Origin of the sequence: Cupriavidus sp. 2KB_3 (assembly GCF_052115685.1) — a bacterium.
Lineage (GTDB): Bacteria > Pseudomonadota > Gammaproteobacteria > Burkholderiales > Burkholderiaceae > Cupriavidus > Cupriavidus campinensis.
This window is the reverse complement of the sequence record NZ_JBFRHD010000007.1, coordinates 42554-59858: the sequence shown is the minus strand read 5'-3', so window position 1 is coordinate 59858 and position 17305 is coordinate 42554. Positions and strand designations below refer to the sequence as shown.

Here is a 17305-nt window from a genome sequence, read left to right as displayed (position 1 = left end):
ATTTGCTGCAATGCAGCATCGGCGGTCAGCGCGGCTGGCTGCGCAGGAAGTCGGTCAGCCGGTCAGGCGGCATCGGGCGGCCATAGAAATACCCCTGCGCCTCGATGCAGCGGTTGGCGAGGAGGAAGTCGCGCTGCTCGGCGGTCTCCACCCCCTCCGCCACCACGCCAATGCGCAGGCTTTCGCCCACATTGATGACCGAGCGGACGATGGCGGCGTCCACGTCGTCCTGGGTGACATTGCGGATAAAGGACTGGTCGATCTTGAGCCGGTCCACGGGAAACGTCTTGAGGAAGCTCAGGGAGGCGTAGCCGGTGCCGAAATCGTCGCAGGTCAGCGTCACGCCGTCGCGCCGCAGGGCCTGGAGCTGGTCGGAGACGTCGTCGCCCTGCTGCAGGGCGATGGTCTCGGTGATTTCGATCTCCAGCAGCTTCGCCGGCAGCTCCAGCGCGCGCAGCACATGGCGCACCTCGGTCAGCAACCGGCTTTCCGACAGCTGGGCGGCGAACAGGTTGATGGCCACGCGCGGCGGCTCGGCGAAGGTCAGCGACCACGCCCGCGCCTGGGCGCAGGCCGTATGCAGCAGCCACATGCCCACGTCCCCGGCCACGCTGCTGGCCGCCAGGGCGTCGATGAAGGCGGCTGGCGTCAGCAGGCCCAGGGTAGGATGGCGCCAGCGCATCAGCGCCTCGGCGCCCACCACGCGGCCATCGCGCAGGTCCACCTGAGGTTGATAGAGCAACTCGAACTGGCGCTGGGCATAGGCCTCGCGCAGCGCCTGCACCAGCGAGAGCCGCGTGGTCACGTCCGTGCGCATCTGCGGCTTGAAGAAGCGGATGGTCCGGCCGCCGTCGTGCTTGGCCCGGGCCAGCGCCAGGCTGGCCGCCGCCAGCACATCGGACGAATTCTCGCCCCCAGCCGGCATCACGCAGGCGCCGATACTGGCCAGCACATGGTGCCGGCGGCCGTTCATTTCATAGGGGGCGGACAGCATCGACAGGATGGCGGCGCTCACATGGCGCACCAGCGTCGGGTCCGAGATGGATGTCAGGAGCACGCCGAACTCGTCGCTGCCCACGCGCCCGATGATGGCGTCGCGCGGGGAGGCGTCGGCCAGCCGCCGGGCCACGCCCTGGAGAATGGCATCGCCCTCGGCATGCCCGTGCATGTCGTTGAAGGCGCGGAAGTCGTCGATACCCACCAGCAGCAAAGCAAAGCGTGGCGGCGCCTCGCTGCGCAGGCGCGCCTCCAGTCGCGTCAAGTATGCCTGGCGAGCGACCACGCCGGTCAGCGGATCGAGATCCGCCGGCGGCAAGGCGCCAGTCGCCTGTACCTCCGACCTGGCCACCATCCCTGCCCTATCAGTTGTGATGAACATAGTTCCCGCTCAAGCTATTTGGCAAGTGTGACGAAAACCATGGAAAAATCAAGCGGTACAGAAATGCGGCGCAACCGCGCAACGGCGCGGGCTGGCGGGCGGCCGTCCGGCGCCGGCCGACGTTGTCAGCGCCGGGCGCATACAGTACCCTACGCCGCAAACGCCTGCCGCACCCGGGGCGCCATCCGCCTTCCGGCCGATAGCGCCCCGCCGTGAAACCTGCCAGCGGCCAATTCAAGAAGACCAACGCGGACCCGACCGTGAACAACTGGACCCTACGCTCGCGCATCCTGGCGAGTTTCAGCCTCATTCTCCTTGTCATGGCGCTGATGGGCGTGGTCGCCTACAACCGCCTGTCCGCCATCGAGCATGAAAGCGATGTCATGCGCAACGATGCCCTGCCCGGCCTGAACTACAGCGCCGGCATGCGTGGCATCTGGGGCGAGTTCTACGTCCTGGCCTGGCAGATCGTCACCACCGAGGACGCCGGCCAGCGCGGCCGCCTGCTGGCCCAGCACCAGGATGCCACCCAGCGCTTCCAGCGCATGGAACAGTTGTATGAAGCGTCCATCGTCCGCGCGGACGATCGCGCCCGTTTCACGGCGTTCAAGGAACTTCAGGCCCGATATGACCAATCGGCGCAGTTGTATCTCGATCCGACCAAATGGCGGGACACCGCCACCGCCGAAGCCGCGCTGCGCGGCCAGGCGCACGACGTCTGGCTCGACGGTCGCAAGGCACTGCAGGGACTGGTCGATGACAACAACGCCATCGCCAGCGACGCCGCCAAGGACATTGCCGACGCCGTGGAAGGCGCCAAGACAAGTATCGAGGTGGCGCTGGGGCTCGCGGTGGTCGTGGCCGCGGTCTGCGGCTACCTGCTGCTGCGTTCGATCACCGTGCCGATGGCCGGCATCGTCTCGCTGCTGACCGGCATGCGCGGTGGCGACCTGCGCCAGCGCATGGCGCTGGGGCGGCGCGACGAATTCCTGGCCGTCGAGGAAGGCTTCAACCAGATGGCCGGCGAGCTGACCACGCTGGTCGGCCAGGCGCAGCGCTCGGCCATCCAGGTCACCACGTCGGTCAACGAGATCGCCGCCACCGCCCGCCAGCAGCAGGCCACGGCCACCGAGACCGCCGCCACCACGACCCAGATCGGCGCCACCTCGCGCGAGATCTCGGCCACCTCCCGCGACCTCGTGCGGACGATGGGCGAAGTCTCCCACGCCGCCGAACAGACCGCCGGGCTGGCGGGCACCGGGCAGGTCGGGCTGTCGCGCATGGAGGCGACCATGCACCATGTGATGGAGGCCGCCGGCTCGGTCAACGCCCGGCTGGCCACGCTTAACGAGCGCGCCGGCAATATCAACCAGGTGGTGACCACCATCGCCCGCGTGGCGGACCAGACCAACCTGCTGTCCCTGAACGCCGCCATCGAGGCCGAGAAGGCCGGCGAGTACGGGCGCGGCTTTTCCGTGGTGGCCACCGAGATCCGGCGTCTGGCGGACCAGACCGCCGTTGCCACCTACGATATCGAGCAGATGGTGCGCGAGATCCAGTCGGCCGTCTCCGCCGGCGTGATGGGCATGGACAAGTTCTCGGAGGAAGTGCGACGCGGCATGTCCGAGGTCACCCAGGTGGGCGACCAGCTCTCCCAGATCATCGGCCAGGTGCAGTCGCTGGCGCCGCGCGTGCAGATGGTGAACGAGGGCATGCAGGCGCAGGCCGGCGGCGCCGAACAGATCAACCAGGCGCTGATGCAGCTGTCCGAGGCCGCACAGCAGACCGTGGAGTCGCTGCGCCAGTCGAGCCAGGCCATCGACGAGCTGACGCTCGTGGCCAACGAACTGCGCAGCGGCGTCTCGCGCTTCAAGGTGTGAGCGCGGGCTTTCGCGACGCGCATGTCCCACCATGGCCCTCTTCCTGCTGTTCCGCATCGGTCCTGACCACTACGCGCTCGATACCGCCGAGGTGGCCGAGGTACTGCCGCTGACCACGCTCAAGCAGATTCCGGGGGCGCCGGCATGGGTTGGCGGGCTGATGGTGCGGCACGGGCAGCCGGTACCCGTGATCGACATCCCCGCGCTGGCCACAGGCACGCCCGCCGTGGCGCGCAAGAGCACGCGGACCGTGCTGGTGCACTACCGCCGCACCGCCCATGGCAGGCATGCCATCGACCAGCCCGCCCGCCTGCTCGGCCTGCGGCTCGAATACGCCACGGAAACCCTGCGCGCCGATGCCGCCGCCTTCGTCGATGGCGGCATCGACCCTGCCCCGGTGCGCTATCTCGGCCCCGTACTGCACGACGCGCGCGGCCTCGTGCAATGGGTGCGCGTGGGGGCGCTGCTGCCCGATGCCGTGCACGACCTGCTGTTTCCCGATCCGGCCCCGGCATGACCGACGCCCCGCACCCGCTCACGCCCATCGAAGTGTTGCTGAAGGAACGCATCGGGCTCGATGCGGGCGCCATCGGCGCCGGCACGATCGCGCGTGCCGTACTGGAGCGCCAGATCGCCGTGGGGGCCACCGACCTTGGCAACTACTGGAACGTGCTGCACGCGGTGCCGGACGAGTTGCAGGCTTTGATCGAAGCCGTGGTGGTGCCGGAGACCTGGTTTTTCCGTCATCGTGAAGCGCTGCTGGCCATGGCGAGCTTTGCCGCCCACCGCAGCTTTGGCGACGGTGTGCCGATGCTGCGCGTGCTGAGCGCACCCTGCTCCACCGGCGAGGAACCGTACTCCATCGTCATGGCGCTGCTGGACGCCGGCGTGCCGCCCGAGCGGTTTCGCGTGGATGCCGTGGATGTCAGCGCCAGGGCGCTGGAACGGGCGCGCGCCGGTCACTATGGCAACAATGCGTTCCGGGGCCGGCCGCTGGACTTCCGTGAACGCTATTTCACGCCGGTGGCGGCGGGCTACCAGATTGCCGACAAGGTTCGCGCGCAGGTCCGGCTGCTGCCGGGGAACCTCCTCGATCCGTCGCTGCTCGCTGCCGAGCCGCCCTACCACGTGGTGTTCTGCCGCAACCTGCTGATCTATTTCGACCTGGACACGCAGCGCCGCGCGGCGCAGGCGCTGGTACGCCTGACGCGCCCGGACGGCCTGGTCTTCGTCGGCCCGGCCGAAGCCAGCCTGCTGACGCGTGAAGGGCTCGCCAGCGCCGGGGTGCCGCTCGCCTTCGCATTCCATCCCCATCCGGTGCGCCCGCCCGCACGGGAAGTGCCGGCGTCCCTGGCGCCGGCCTTGCCCCGCGCGCCGCTGCCAGTCTCCCCCACTGTGCCGGCGCGCCGGCCCCAGCCGGCCCCCGCATTGCGCGCCGCGCCGCCCGCCGCCACGCGCGTGAACCCGCCCGTGCCGCAAGCCGGCAGCGATGCGCTCACCGCGATTTCCGCGCTTGCCGACCGTGGCGACCTGGCCGGCGCCACCGTCGCGTGCGAGCAATTCCTGGCGCAGCGCGGCCCATCCGCCAACGCCTACTGCCTGCTTGGCGTGCTGCACGACGCCGCCGGCCACGTGGCCGATGCCCATGCCGCCTACCGCAAGGCGGTGTACCTCGAACCCGGCCACGAGGAAGCGCTCTACCACCTTGCCGCCCTGCTCGACAGCGAGGGCGATGCCGGCGGCGCCGCGCGCCTGCGCGAGCGCGCCCAACGTCACGCCCGCATGAGCCATGGTTGAAACCTCCGCGACCCCGCTGCCGAACCTTGCTGCCATCGACGATTGCTGGCGACGCATCGGCGTGTCCGGCGACGCTTCCTGTCCGCTGCTGGCGACGCACGTCCACTGCCGCAACTGCCCGACCTACGCGCAGGCCGCCACGGCCCTGCTCGACGCGCTGGCCGTCGACGATCTCGTGGATGCCGCCACGCTGGATCAACCTGCCGGGGGCGCCTCCCACGTCGATCGCGCGGCGGGCCAGTCGTGCGTGGTCTTCCGCGTGGGCGACGAATGGCTCGCACTGCCGACCGCCGTGCTTGGCGAAGTCACCGCGCCGGCGCCAATCCACTCGCTGCCGCACCGCCGTCACGCGGCGCTGGTCGGGGTGGCCTCAGTGCGCGGGGCGCTGCTGACCTGCGTGTCGCTGGCGCTGCTGTTCGGCGGCACGGCGACCGATACCAGCCGCACGGGACGATTCCTGATGCTGGGCCAGGGGCGCAACGCCATTGCGCTGCCCGTGGCCGAGGTGGCGGGCGTGCAGCACGTGCCTCACACCGCACTGCTGCCGCTGCCGGCCACGCTGGCGCGCGCCTCCGCGCACTACACGCGGGCATTGTTCGAGCATGAGGGCCACACAGTCGGCCTGCTCGACGCCGACCTGCTGCGGCAGGCCCTGTCACGGAGCCTGTCATGAATCCCGAACAGCTCCGCGATGCCTCGATGCTCGAACTGTTCGCGCTCGAGGCGGACGCGCAGGCGGAAATCCTGAACGCCGGCCTGCTCGCGCTCGAGCGCGAGCCCGCTGCGGCCGCGCACCTGGAATCGTGCATGCGCGCCGCCCATTCGCTCAAGGGCGCGGCGCGCATTGTCGGGCTGGATGGCGGCGTGCGCGTGGCGCACGTGATGGAAGACTGCCTCGTTGCCGCGCAGCGCGGCGGCCTGCTGCTGACGCCGTCCCATATCGACGCCCTGCTGCAGGGCACCGACCTGCTGCAACGGATCGGCCATCCCCCCGGCGGCGCGCTCGACTGGCCCGAGCGGGAAGGACTGGCGGAGATCGACGCCTGTGTCGCGCGCCTCAACGCGCTGCTCGACGGCACGGACCCGGTGCCGCCGCCCGCGCGGATGCCGGCGGTATCCACAGCAACGCCCGAGACGCCTGTCGCCGAAGCCCCTCCTTCCGCTCAGGCCATACAGGTCGCCGGCGACACGCAGGAGCGCATGCTGCGCGTCAACGCCGACCGGCTGGACCGGCTGCTGGCCATGGCCGGCGAAGCGATGGTGGAGACGCACTGGCTGCGCCCGTTCGGCGGCGCCATGCAACAGGCGCGGCGCCAGCAGATGCGCGCGCTCCAGGCGCTGGACGGCATCCAGGCCCTGCTGGCCAGTGCCGACGGTACCGTGCCACGGCTGCGGGCGGCGCTGGCCGAAGCGCGCCAGTTGCTTGAGGACAGCCATGGCCAGCTTTCGCAGCGCGTGGAGGAAATCGACCAGTACGATCACCGTGCGAGCCGGCTGTCGCGCCAGCTTTACGACACCGCGCTGTCCTGCCGCATGCGCCCGCTCTCGGACGGCATCATGGGCTATTCGCGCATGGTGCGCGACCTCGGCCGCGCGCTCGGCAAGCCGGTGCACCTGACGCTGGCGGGCGAGCAGACCCAGGTGGACCGCGACATCCTCGAACAGCTCGACGCCCCGCTGGCCCACCTGCTGCGCAACGCGGTGGATCATGGCATCGAGCCGCCCGAGGTGCGCCGCGCCGCCGGCAAGCCGGAGGAAGGGCGCGTCTCGCTGCATGCGCGCCATAACGCGGGGCGTCTTGTCATCGAGATCTTCGACGATGGTGCCGGCGTGGATTTCCACGCGCTGCGCGATGCCATCGTGCGCCGCAGCCTGGCCCAGCCCGAGACCGCGGCGCGGATGTCCGAGACCGAGCTGCTCGAATTCCTGCTGCTGCCCGGCTTCAGCCTGCGCGAGACGGTTTCCCATGTCTCGGGACGCGGCGTCGGGCTGGACGCCGTGCAGGACATGGTGCGCGCCGTGCGCGGCAGCCTGCGGCTCTCCCAGCAGCCCGGCAGCGGGCTCCACTTCCATCTCGAACTGCCGCTCACGCTGTCCGTCGTGCGCACGCTGCTGGTGGAAGTAGCCGGTGAAGCCTATGCCTTCCCGCTCGGGCACGTCCTGCGCGCGGTGGCGGTGCGCCGGGACGAGATCGAGCAGGTGGAGCAGCACCAGCACTTCCGCCATGACGGCCGGCCCGTCGGCCTCGTCAGTGCGGCGCAGCTGCTGCAGCGGCCCGAGACGGCCACGCAGGACGCCGACGCCGTGCCCATAGTCATCATCGGCGAGCAGGATCGTGTCTACGGCATTGCGGTGGACCGCCTGTTGGGCGAACGCATGCTGGTGGTGCAGCCGCTGGCGCAGGCGCTGGGCAAGATCAAGGACATCGCGGCGGGCAGCCTGACCGACGACGGCACGCCCGTCCTGATCTTCGATGTCGAGGATATGCTGCGCTCGGTCGAGAAGCTGGTGTCCGATGGCCGGATCGAGCGCGTGCGCCAGGCTGGCGCCGGTGCCGCCGACGTCCGCCGCAAGCGGGTACTCGTGGTCGACGATTCCCTGACCGTGCGCGAGCTGGAGCGCAAGCTGCTGGCCGGGCGCGGCTACGATGTGGCGGTGGCCGTGGACGGCATGGATGGCTGGAACGTCCTGCGCGCCGAACCCTTCGATCTCGTCATCACGGACGTGGACATGCCGCGCATGGACGGCATCGAACTGGTCAGCCGTATTCGGGAGGAGCCGCGCCTGCGGCAGCTGCCGGTGATGATCGTGTCGTACAAGGACCGCGAGCAGGACCGCGAACGCGGGTTGCAGGCCGGCGCGGACTATTATCTGGCCAAGGGCAGTTTCCATGACACGGCGTTGCTGGACGCCGTGCTGGATCTCATCGGCGAGGCACGCGCATGAAGATCGGTATCGTCAATGATTCTCCGCTGGCCGTGGCGGCGCTGCGGCGCGCCATCGCGCTCGATGCCACGCACGAAATCATCTGGGTGGCTGGCGATGGCGAGCAGGCCATACGCATGGCCGCCACGCAAACGCCAGATCTCATCCTGATGGATTTGCTGATGCCGGTCATGGACGGCGTGGAAGCCACACGGCGCATCATGGCCGCCACGCCCTGTGCGATCGTCGTGGTGACGATGGATCTCGGGCGCAACGCGGACCAGGTGTTCGCTGCGATGGGTCACGGGGCGGTCGATGCGGTGGACACGCCCACACTGGCCGAGGCGGATACGCAACTCGCAGCAGGACCGCTGCTGCGCAAGATCCGCAACATCGCCCGGCTGCTGAACGGCCGAGCGACCACATCGAACTCCCTGACCGCGGCCACGCCTGCGCCGGCCGCGCCGCGCCTCGTGGCGATCGGTGCCTCGGCAGGCGGGCCGGCTGCACTGGCCACGCTGCTGGGCGCGCTGCCGGCCGACTTCGGCGCGGCGGTCGTGGCCGTGCAGCATGTGGACGAAGCGTTCGCGCCCGGCATGGCCGACTGGCTCAACGCCCAGTGCGCGCTGCCGGTGAGCATCGCACGCGCCGGCGAGACGCCGCAGATCGGCACCGTCGTGCTGGCGGGCACGAACGACCACCTGCGGCTGGTGCATGCCGCGCGGATGGCCTACACCCCGGAGCCGGGCGACTACCTGTACCGGCCTTCCATCGACGTGTTCTTTGAATCGGTGGTGGAGCACTGGCGCGGCGAGGCGGTCGGCGTGCTGCTCACCGGCATGGGCCGCGACGGTGCCCGCGGCCTCAAGGCGATGCGCGACCGTGGCTACCTGACCATCGCACAGGACCAGGCCACCAGTGCGGTGTACGGCATGCCCAAGGCGGCTGCCGCGCTGGACGCCGCCGTCGAGATCCTGCCGCTGCCCCGGATTGCCGCGCGGCTGGTCAAGGCGTGCGGCGGCGGGCGCTGCGCAGGTCCGGCGCGCTGACCTCCATCGATATCCAGACGGATCCAGGCAAACCACCAGAACAAGAACAAAGCACAGGATGCATGAAAATGCCAAGACCTAACCCTCCGGCCGATGCGGCGGCCCATAGCGCGAAAGGCGCCAACAACAGCGAGTACATGGCGATGGTGCTGCTGGTTGACGACCAGGCCATCATCGGCGAAGCGGTACGCCGCGCACTGGCCGGCGAGCCGGACATCGACTTCCACTACTGCGCGCAGCCCGACGATGCCGTGGCCGTGGCGGAGCGCACGCAACCGACCGTCATCCTGCAGGACCTCGTAATGCCGGGCACCGACGGCCTGACGCTCGTACGGCGCTATCGGGAGAACCCCGGCACGCGCGACATCCCCATCATCGTGCTCTCCACCAAGGAAGAAGCCACGATGAAGAGCGCCGCGTTCGCGGCGGGCGCCAACGACTATCTCGTGAAGCTGCCGGACACCATCGAGCTCGTGGCGCGCATCCGCTATCACTCACGCTCCTACCTGAACCTGCTGCAGCGCGACGAAGCGTATCGGGCACTCCGGCAGAGCCAGCAACAGTTACTCGAAACCAACCTGGAACTGCAGCGGCTGACCAACTCCGACGGCCTCACCGGGCTCTCGAACCGCCGCTATTTCGATGAATACCTGAGCGCCGAGTGGCGGCGCGCGCAGCGCGAGCAGACGCAGTTGGCACTGCTGATGATCGACGTGGATGCCTTCAAGGCCTACAACGACACCTACGGCCACGTAGCTGGCGACGAGGTGCTGCGCCGCGTGGCGGGCGTGATTCGCGACAACTGCGCGCGGCCGGCTGACCTGCCCGCGCGTTTCGGAGGCGAGGAGTTCTCGATGATCCTGCCAGCCACGTCGGCGGGCGGCGCAAGGCTGCTCGCCGAGAAGGTGCGGCGCGCAATCGAGTCGCTGCAGATTCCGCACAGTGGGTCGCCAACCAGCGGCATGGTGACCATCAGCATCGGCGGCGCCGTGATCGTGCCCGATGAGAGTGGCGATGCCAGCCGTCTTGTGCAGGCAGCGGATACCGGCCTGTATCAGGCCAAGCGCAATGGCCGCAATCAGGTCGTGATGGTGTAAGTTTTTCCCGCGCGCGGCACCGCGCCGCGCGCCGCCCCTCTCGCTTCAACGGCCGGCAACGCCCGGCGCCGTGTAAGAAGTACCTCACCCCGTCGGACCATGCTTCGCGCCTCGGGGCTGCGCAGCATTCCGCTCGCCCGATGCACGCGGCACAACCTGTACTTGTATCAGCTTTGTAACCGAACTGTGGGAATTCTCCGACATTGATATCGGAGGTGCCCGGCTGTCTCACACCCTCCCGCATGCCTATCGTTGCATCAGGCAAGCGCATTCACGCACGGCAGCCCGCAGCAACTAGCAACGATTGCCCGCGCGGCACGCCACCATCGCCACTCGAGACAGCACCGGCGCAATGGGTCGGTGTGAGGTCGTGTGCGTCCCGCGCGCCCCAATGATCCCAACGTAAAAGAGGTGAATAACCATGGAACTCAAGCGGAACATCATTCTGGGCCTGGCGCTCGCGACCACGGCAGTCCTGGCAGCCTGCGGTGGCGGCGATGACGGCATCGACGACCGCGTGGGCCTGAGCAAGCCCTCGGTGCGTGTCATCCACGCCGTGACGGCCGGCCCCAATGTCGACGTGCTGCAGAACGGCGCGCTGACCTCGCTGACCAACATCCCGTACAAGACGGTCTCCGGCTACTTCAACGTCAGTGAAGGCAACAACCTGTTCGCGTTCAACCTGGCCGGCACGTCCACGCAGATCGGCTCGACCACCGTTTCGGCGCACACGGGCCACAAGTACACCGTGGTGGCGCTGCCGGGTACCGCGTCGGCCGACGTGGTGCAGATCGACGACCCGTACGGCAAGGGCCTGCTGGACACCTCTGCACGGATTCGTGGCCTGAACGCCTCGATCAATGCGCAAAATGTGGACATGTACCTGACCACGCCCGCACAGGACATCGCGGCCGTGAACCCGACGATTGCCGCCATCAGCTACAAGAATGCGGTGCCGGCCTCGGGTCAGGATTCGATCTATGTGGATGGCGGCACCTATCGCCTGCGCGTGACCGCGGCTGGTACCAAGACCGTGATCTTCGATTCGGGCGCGCTGACCGTGAACAAGAACGACGACTGGCTCATCACCACGATCCCGGCCGACGGCTTTGGCGCGGTGGTGCCGAACAAGATCAAGGTCCTGGTGGCACAGAGCAGCACGAGCAATACCACGGCGCAGGAGCTGGTCACCCAGCCGTAAGCCTCGCCGCATGGCACGATTCCAAGAGCCCTCTCCTCGGGCCAGGACGCCGCCGCTTCAGGCGGCGTCTTTCTTTTGCGCGTGGTTGCCGGCGCCGGGCAGGTCTGACTTGAGTACGTCGAGGTGCGACAGGTAGGCGTCCAGCTCGGCGCGCCCGCTGTCGGTGATGGTATAGACGCGACCATTACCTTCCACCAGCTCCGCCGTGATCGAGCGGGCGATCATCAGGCTGCGCAGAATGGGCCGCAGGGCGCGGATGTTCTTGTCGATGCCGCGCTCGCGCAGCCGCTCCATCAGACTGAAGACGGTGGACGGGCTGGCCTGAACGAGCTTGAGGATATAGAGCCGGGAAACGACCCGGTCGAGCGAAGGCGTGATCATGGGCGCAGTCGCTTTGGAAAGTCCTTAAAAAAACGGGGTGCGCGAGGCACCCCGAAAGCTTGCGTTGTGTGCCCGGCAAAAGCCGGTGTTACTCAGGAGCGCGCCACGGAGCGCTATTCCTCCTGGAACGCTTCCTCGCGCTTGGCCTTGATCGACGGCAGTGCCACCACGGCCACCAGTGCGGCAGCGGCAATCAGCAGGCCCATCGACAGCGGGCGCGTCACGAACACGGTGAAGTCACCACGCGACAGCAGCAGCGAGCGGCGGAAGTTCTCTTCCATCATCGGTCCGAGCACGAAGCCGAGCAGCAGCGGTGCGGGTTCGCACTTGAGCTTCAGGAACAGGTAGCCGATCACGCCGAAGCCGGCAGCCATGAACACATCGAACGTCTGGTTGTTGACCGAGTACACGCCAATGCCGCAGAACACGAGAATCGCGGGGTACAGGAAGCGATACGGCACGGTCAGCAGCTTCACCCAGATGCCGATCATCGGCAGGTTCAGGATGATCAGCATCAGGTTGCCGATCCACATCGAGGCGATCAGGCCCCAGAACAGCGCCGGGTTGCTGGTCATCACCTGCGGGCCGGGCTGGATGTTGTGGATGGTCATTGCGCCCACCATCAGCGCCATCACGGCGTTGGGCGGAATGCCCAGCGTCAGCAGCGGGATGAAGGAGGTCTGTGCCGCGGCGTTGTTGGCCGATTCCGGACCTGCCACGCCTTCGATAGCGCCCTTGCCGAATTCATGCGCGTACTTGGAGGTCTTCTTCTCGAGCGAGTAGGCCGCGAACGAAGCCAGTGCCGCACCGCCGCCCGGCAGGATGCCCAGCGCCGAACCCAGGGCCGTGCCACGCAGCACCGCCGGAATCATGCGCCGGAAGTCTTCCTTGGTCGGGAACAGGTTGGTCACCTTGTTCGTGAACGTCTCCCGGGCTTCCTTCTGCTCCAGGTTCGCGATGATTTCCGCGAAGCCGAACATACCCATGGCCAGCGCGACGAAGTCGATACCGTCGGTCAGCTCAGGCACGTCGAACGAGAAGCGCGCCGCGCCCGAGTTCACGTCGGTACCGATCAGGCCCAGCAGCAGACCCAGCACGATCATCGACACCGCCTTCGGCAGCGAGCCCGAAGCCAGCACCACGGCACCGATCAGGCCCAGCACCATCAGCGAGAAGTACTCGGCGGGGCCGAACTTGAACGCCAGTTCCGACAGCGGCGTTGCGAAGGCGGCCAGGATCAGCGTGGCCACGCAGCCGGCGAAGAACGAACCGAGACCCGCAGTGGCCAGCGCCACGCCGGCACGGCCACGTCGCGCCATCTGGTAGCCATCGATGGTGGTCACCACCGACGACGACTCACCGGGCAGGTTCACCAGAATTGCGGTGGTGGAGCCGCCGTACTGGGCGCCGTAGTAGATACCAGCCAGCATGATCAGTGCAGCTACCGGGGGCAGCGTGTACGTGACCGGCAGCAGCATGGCGATGGTGGCGAGGGGGCCGAGGCCGGGCAGCACGCCAATCAGCGTCCCCAGCACGCAGCCAAGGAAGGCGTACGCGAGGTTCTGCAGGGACAATGCCGTGGAGAAGCCCAGGGCAAGGTGATCGAACAATTCCATTTGGACGGGCTCCTTAGCCGGTAATGAAGGCAGGCCACACCGGCATCTGCAGGTTGATGCCGTACACGAACGCGCCCAGGCTGATCAGCACGAGCACCACGCCGTTCAGGAGTGCGCCCTTCCAGCTGAACTCATGGCTCGCCATCGACGAGACCAGCACCAGCACGAAGACCGACAACACCATACCGAGCGGCTTGAGCAACAGGCCGAACAGCACCACGGAGCCGAGAATCCACAACAGTGTCTTGAGGTCCCAACGCGCGAGCTGGTCTTCTTCGCCCTTCGTCGAGAGCGAACTCAGCGTCACGACCGCGCCCAGCAGGGCGAGCACGAGTCCGAGCAGGAACGGAAAATATCCTGGCCCCATCTTCGCCGCCGTTCCCATGGAATAGCCGCGCGCGACGAAGGAAAAGCCCAGGCCGACCAGGACAAACATCAGGCCGGAGGCAAAGTCCTTTTGGCTGCGTATGCGCAAAATGAATCTCCTCAAAGTGGTGAAAATCGGTACCGCGCGGCACGCCGGCTCTGGCGCCCGCACTGCGGATGCATGGCAGGCAAGCATCCGATGCGACGGAGCGAACAGTAGAGACGCGATCTTTCAGGCGCCTTTCATTTGTCTGGCTTCAGGGTAATTCCTGATTCCCGCACCAGGAGTGGGCCAGTGTCAATGCATCATGTTGTGATTTACTTCACCGAAGCGAATCGCGGCCCATGAAAGTCAATTGAAAGGCGAGACGAAAGGCGAATGAAAGAAAAAACGCCGCATGAAGCGGCGTCTTGGTGCTTGGGCGATGCTTGGCTTTCGAACGCCTTACATTGCTGCACCGCGGCGCGCGCGGTGACTTAAATGTCTCTCATGTGAAAGCACATCCGCCTGTCATCCGATCACCGGGCAGGGGCCGCCTCGGCATCGGCGTCCTCGCAGGGCGTGCCCATGCTGGTATCGGGCGCCAGGCCGACAGCCTCCGCATGAGGCTCGACAGGCAGGATGTGGCTGCGCTTCCAGTTGCCAAAACGGTAGTAGGCAAAGGCCAGCGCCACGGACACGATCGAGCCAACCGGGAAGCTCCACCAGATCGACTCAGCGCCGATATGTGGCTCCATCAGCCATGCGAACGGCAGCCGGATCCCCCACATCGACACGAACAGGATGACGAGCGGCGCCATGACCGCACCGGTGGCGCGCACCGTGCCAAACACGACAATCGTGAAGCCGAACAGGATGAACGACCACAGCACCACGCGGTTGATATGCTGGGCGATGCCAATCGCCGTGCTGTCATCGCCAAGGAAAATGCCGAGCGAATGCCGGTTGAACAGGTAGATCAGCGCCACCAGTGCCCCGGTCATCACCACGTTGAACAGCAGGCCCATTCGCGTGACGCGGGCGACGCGAGGCCACAGGCCAGCGCCCACATTCTGCGCAACCATCGACGACACGCTGGCGCCAACGGCCAGGGCCGGCATCTGCACGTACGTCCATAGCTGCGAGGCCACGCCGTAGGCTGCCGTGGTCTGCGAGCCGTAGGTATTGACCAGCGACATCATGACAATCGCGGACGACGAGATCACCACCATCTGCAGGCCCATCGGCAGGCCCTTTGCCACCAGCGCGCGGAGAATGGCCGGATCGGGCCACAGCAGCGCCAGTTGCTCCCTGTGCAGCAGCAGGAAATGGCGTCGCCGGTACAGCACCACAATCATCGCCACAAGGCTTACCAGCTGGGCGATCAGCGTGGCCAGCGCGGAACCGGCGATGCCGAGCGCCGGCAACGGCCCGACGCCAAAGATCAGCACCGGGTTCAGCACCACATCGAGCACCACCGACAACAGCATGAAATAGAACGGCGTGCGCGAATCACCCGCGCCGCGCAACGTCATCATCACGAAGTTGTAGAAGTACATGAACGGCAGCGCCACGAAAATGATGCGCAGGTAGATCACCGCCAGTGGCGCGGCGTCGTCGGGCGTATGCATGGCCGCGAGGATGTGCGGCGTGAAGACGAAGCCGAGCACCGCCGCGAGGATCGACAGGCCCACGAAGAACGTGGTGCCGGTGCCCACCACGCGGCGGGCTTCCTGGATGTTCCCCGCGCCCACGGCCTGGCCAATCATGATGGTGTTGGCCATGCTGATGCCAAACACTACGCCAAGCAGGAAGAACAGGATGATATTGGCGTTGGACGTGGCCGTGAGCGCGGCCTCGCCCAGGTAGCGGCCCACCCAGACCGAGTTGATCGACGCGTTCAACGACTGAAGGATGTTGCTGCCCAATACCGGCAGCGAGAACAGCAACAGCGTGCGGCCGATCGGGCCCGTGGTCAGTCTGGCGTCTGGCTTCATGGCGGGCGTGCGGGACGATGTACGGCATATCGGGTCCGCCAGTCTAGCGTGAATCCCCCCGGGGCAAGTGGCCGATTATCGGCCATCACTACCCCGTGCGCGTTCCGGCCCGACGCGTTAAGCTTGCGGTTTCTCGACCCGACCGACTCAGGAGACACGCATGTACCAGGATCTCGCCCTCTATATCGATGGGGAATTCATCAAGGGAGGCGACCGGCGCGAACAGGATGTCATCAACCCGGCGACCCAGGAAGTCCTCGGCAAGCTGCCCCACGCCTCCCGCGCCGACCTCGATCGCGCGCTGGCCGCGGCGCAACGCGCTTTCGAGACGTGGAAAAAAACCTCGCCGCTGGAGCGCTCCGCCATCCTGCGCCGCGTAGCGGAACTGACGCGCACGCGCGCCAAGGAGATCGGCCGCGACATCACGCTGGACCAGGGCAAGCCGCTGGCCGAGGCCGTGGGCGAAGTGATGATCTGCGCCGAGCACGCCGAATGGCACGCCGAGGAAGCGCGCCGCATCTACGGCCGCGTGATTCCCCCGCGCAACCCGGCCGTGCGCCAGATCGTCGTGCGCGAGCCGATTGGCGTCTGCGCCGCCTTCACGCCGTGGAATTTCCCGTTCAACCAGGCAATCCGCAAGATCGTCGCGGCGCTGGGCGCCGGTTGCACGCTGATCCTGAAGGGCCCGGAGGATTCGCCGAGCGCCGTGGTGGCCCTGGCGCGCCTGTTCCATGACGCCGGCCTGCCCCCGGGCGTGCTGAACATCGTCTGGGGCGTGCCGAGCGAAGTATCGACCTACCTGATCGAATCCCCGATCGTGCGCAAGATCTCGTTCACGGGTTCCGTGCCGGTGGGCAAGCAACTGGCTGCGCTGGCCGGCGCGCACATGAAGCGCGTGACGATGGAGCTGGGCGGTCATTCCCCGGTGCTGGTCTTCGACGATGCCGACATCGAGCCGGCCGCCGAAATGCTGGCGCGCTTCAAGCTGCGCAACGCCGGCCAGGTGTGCGTCTCCCCGACGCGCTTCTACGTCCAGGAAAAGGCTTACGACAAGTTCCTGGCGCGCTTCACCGAGGTGATCGGTTCGATCAAGGTCGGCAACGGCCTTGACGACGGCACGCAGATGGGCCCGCTCGCGCACGAGCGACGTATCGCATCGATGGAGCAGTTCCTTGACGATGCCAACCACCGCGGCGGCAAGATCGTGGCGGGCGGCGCACGCATCGGCGACAAGGGCTTCTTCTTCGCCCCGACCGTGGTGACGGACCTGCCTGACGACGCCAAGCTGATGGTGGACGAGCCGTTCGGCCCGGTAGCGCCGGTCACGCGCTTCAAGGATGCCGAGGAAGCCCTGCGCCGCGCCAACAGCCTGCCCTTCGGCCTGGCCTCGTACGTGTTCACCAACTCGCTGAAGACGGCCCACCTGGTCTCCAACGGCCTGGAAGCCGGCATGGTCAACATCAACCACTTCGGCATGGCCCTGTCCGAAACGCCGTTCGGCGGCATCAAGGACTCCGGCATCGGCAGCGAAGGCGGGATGGAGACATTCGACGGGTATCTGGTGACGAAGTTTATTACGCAGGTTTAAGGCGCCTCGGGGCCAGACTCGCACAGTTCCATGCTGCGATGTCTGGCCAT

14 protein-coding genes are annotated in these 17305 nt (G+C 67.2%); 9 read left to right on the top strand and 5 right to left on the bottom strand.

Annotation, left to right across the window (positions count from 1 at the left end):
* Positions 1–25: 25 nt before the first annotated feature.
* Positions 26–1351, bottom strand: coding sequence for a putative bifunctional diguanylate cyclase/phosphodiesterase (locus AB4120_RS09030; RefSeq protein ID WP_441642156.1), 1326 nt, complete (start codon positions 1349–1351; stop codon positions 26–28).
* Between the two features lie 287 nt (positions 1352–1638).
* On the opposite strand from AB4120_RS09030, the gene AB4120_RS09025 reads away from it, so the two are divergent.
* The 8 genes from AB4120_RS09025 (at position 1639) to AB4120_RS08990 (ending at position 11327) form a co-directional block, all read left to right on the top strand.
* On the top strand, positions 1639–3258 hold the full coding sequence (locus AB4120_RS09025) for a methyl-accepting chemotaxis protein (RefSeq protein WP_149139299.1): 1620 nt from the start codon (positions 1639–1641) through the stop codon (positions 3256–3258).
* A 31-nt stretch (positions 3259–3289) separates the two neighbouring features.
* Positions 3290–3775, top strand: coding sequence for a chemotaxis protein CheW (locus AB4120_RS09020; RefSeq protein ID WP_149138185.1), 486 nt, complete (start codon positions 3290–3292; stop codon positions 3773–3775).
* The gene (locus AB4120_RS09015; RefSeq protein WP_149138186.1) at positions 3772–5055 is read left to right on the top strand and encodes a CheR family methyltransferase; all 1284 of its coding nucleotides are present in this window, start codon (positions 3772–3774) and stop codon (positions 5053–5055) included. The genes AB4120_RS09020 and AB4120_RS09015 overlap by 4 nt, the downstream gene beginning before the upstream one ends.
* Positions 5048–5728: a chemotaxis protein CheW gene (locus tag AB4120_RS09010; protein WP_149138187.1), complete on the top strand. Its 681-nt coding sequence runs from the start codon at positions 5048–5050 to the stop codon at positions 5726–5728. The genes AB4120_RS09015 and AB4120_RS09010 overlap by 8 nt, the downstream gene beginning before the upstream one ends.
* Positions 5725–8001, top strand: a complete 2277-nt coding sequence (locus AB4120_RS09005; RefSeq protein WP_441642155.1) for a hybrid sensor histidine kinase/response regulator — start codon at positions 5725–5727, stop codon at positions 7999–8001. Before AB4120_RS09010 ends, AB4120_RS09005 begins: the two co-directional genes overlap by 4 nt.
* A complete protein-coding gene (locus tag AB4120_RS09000; RefSeq protein ID WP_149138188.1) occupies positions 7998–9029 on the top strand; it encodes a chemotaxis response regulator protein-glutamate methylesterase in 1032 nt (343 codons plus the stop codon). Before AB4120_RS09005 ends, AB4120_RS09000 begins: the two co-directional genes overlap by 4 nt.
* 68 nt (positions 9030–9097) lie before the next feature.
* A complete protein-coding gene (locus AB4120_RS08995) occupies positions 9098–10126 on the top strand; it encodes a diguanylate cyclase domain-containing protein (protein ID WP_149138189.1) in 1029 nt (342 codons plus the stop codon).
* Positions 10127–10547: 421 nt separating this feature from the next.
* Positions 10548–11327 carry a DUF4397 domain-containing protein gene (locus AB4120_RS08990; protein WP_149138190.1) on the top strand — a complete coding sequence of 260 codons (780 nt, stop codon included), beginning with the start codon at positions 10548–10550 and terminating at the stop codon, positions 11325–11327.
* Between the two features lie 57 nt (positions 11328–11384).
* Here the strand turns inward: AB4120_RS08990 and AB4120_RS08985 are convergent, their stop codons facing one another.
* From AB4120_RS08985 to AB4120_RS08970, 4 genes are all read right to left on the bottom strand, one after another.
* A complete protein-coding gene (locus tag AB4120_RS08985) occupies positions 11385–11708 on the bottom strand; it encodes a helix-turn-helix transcriptional regulator (protein ID WP_092294482.1) in 324 nt (107 codons plus the stop codon).
* Positions 11709–11821: 113 nt separating this feature from the next.
* The gene (locus AB4120_RS08980; protein ID WP_092294480.1) at positions 11822–13324 is read right to left on the bottom strand and encodes a tripartite tricarboxylate transporter permease; all 1503 of its coding nucleotides are present in this window, start codon (positions 13322–13324) and stop codon (positions 11822–11824) included.
* A 13-nt stretch (positions 13325–13337) separates the two neighbouring features.
* Positions 13338–13799: a tripartite tricarboxylate transporter TctB family protein gene (locus AB4120_RS08975; RefSeq protein ID WP_149138191.1), complete on the bottom strand. Its 462-nt coding sequence runs from the start codon at positions 13797–13799 to the stop codon at positions 13338–13340.
* A 410-nt stretch (positions 13800–14209) separates the two neighbouring features.
* Entirely contained in the window at positions 14210–15667 is a 1458-nt protein-coding gene (locus tag AB4120_RS08970) for an MATE family efflux transporter (protein ID WP_149138192.1), read from the bottom strand.
* Positions 15668–15827: 160 nt separating this feature from the next.
* On the opposite strand from AB4120_RS08970, the gene AB4120_RS08965 reads away from it, so the two are divergent.
* Complete coding sequence (locus tag AB4120_RS08965; protein ID WP_149138193.1) at positions 15828–17255, top strand: NAD-dependent succinate-semialdehyde dehydrogenase; 1428 nt, start codon at positions 15828–15830, stop codon at positions 17253–17255.
* Positions 17256–17305: the final 50 nt, after the last annotated feature.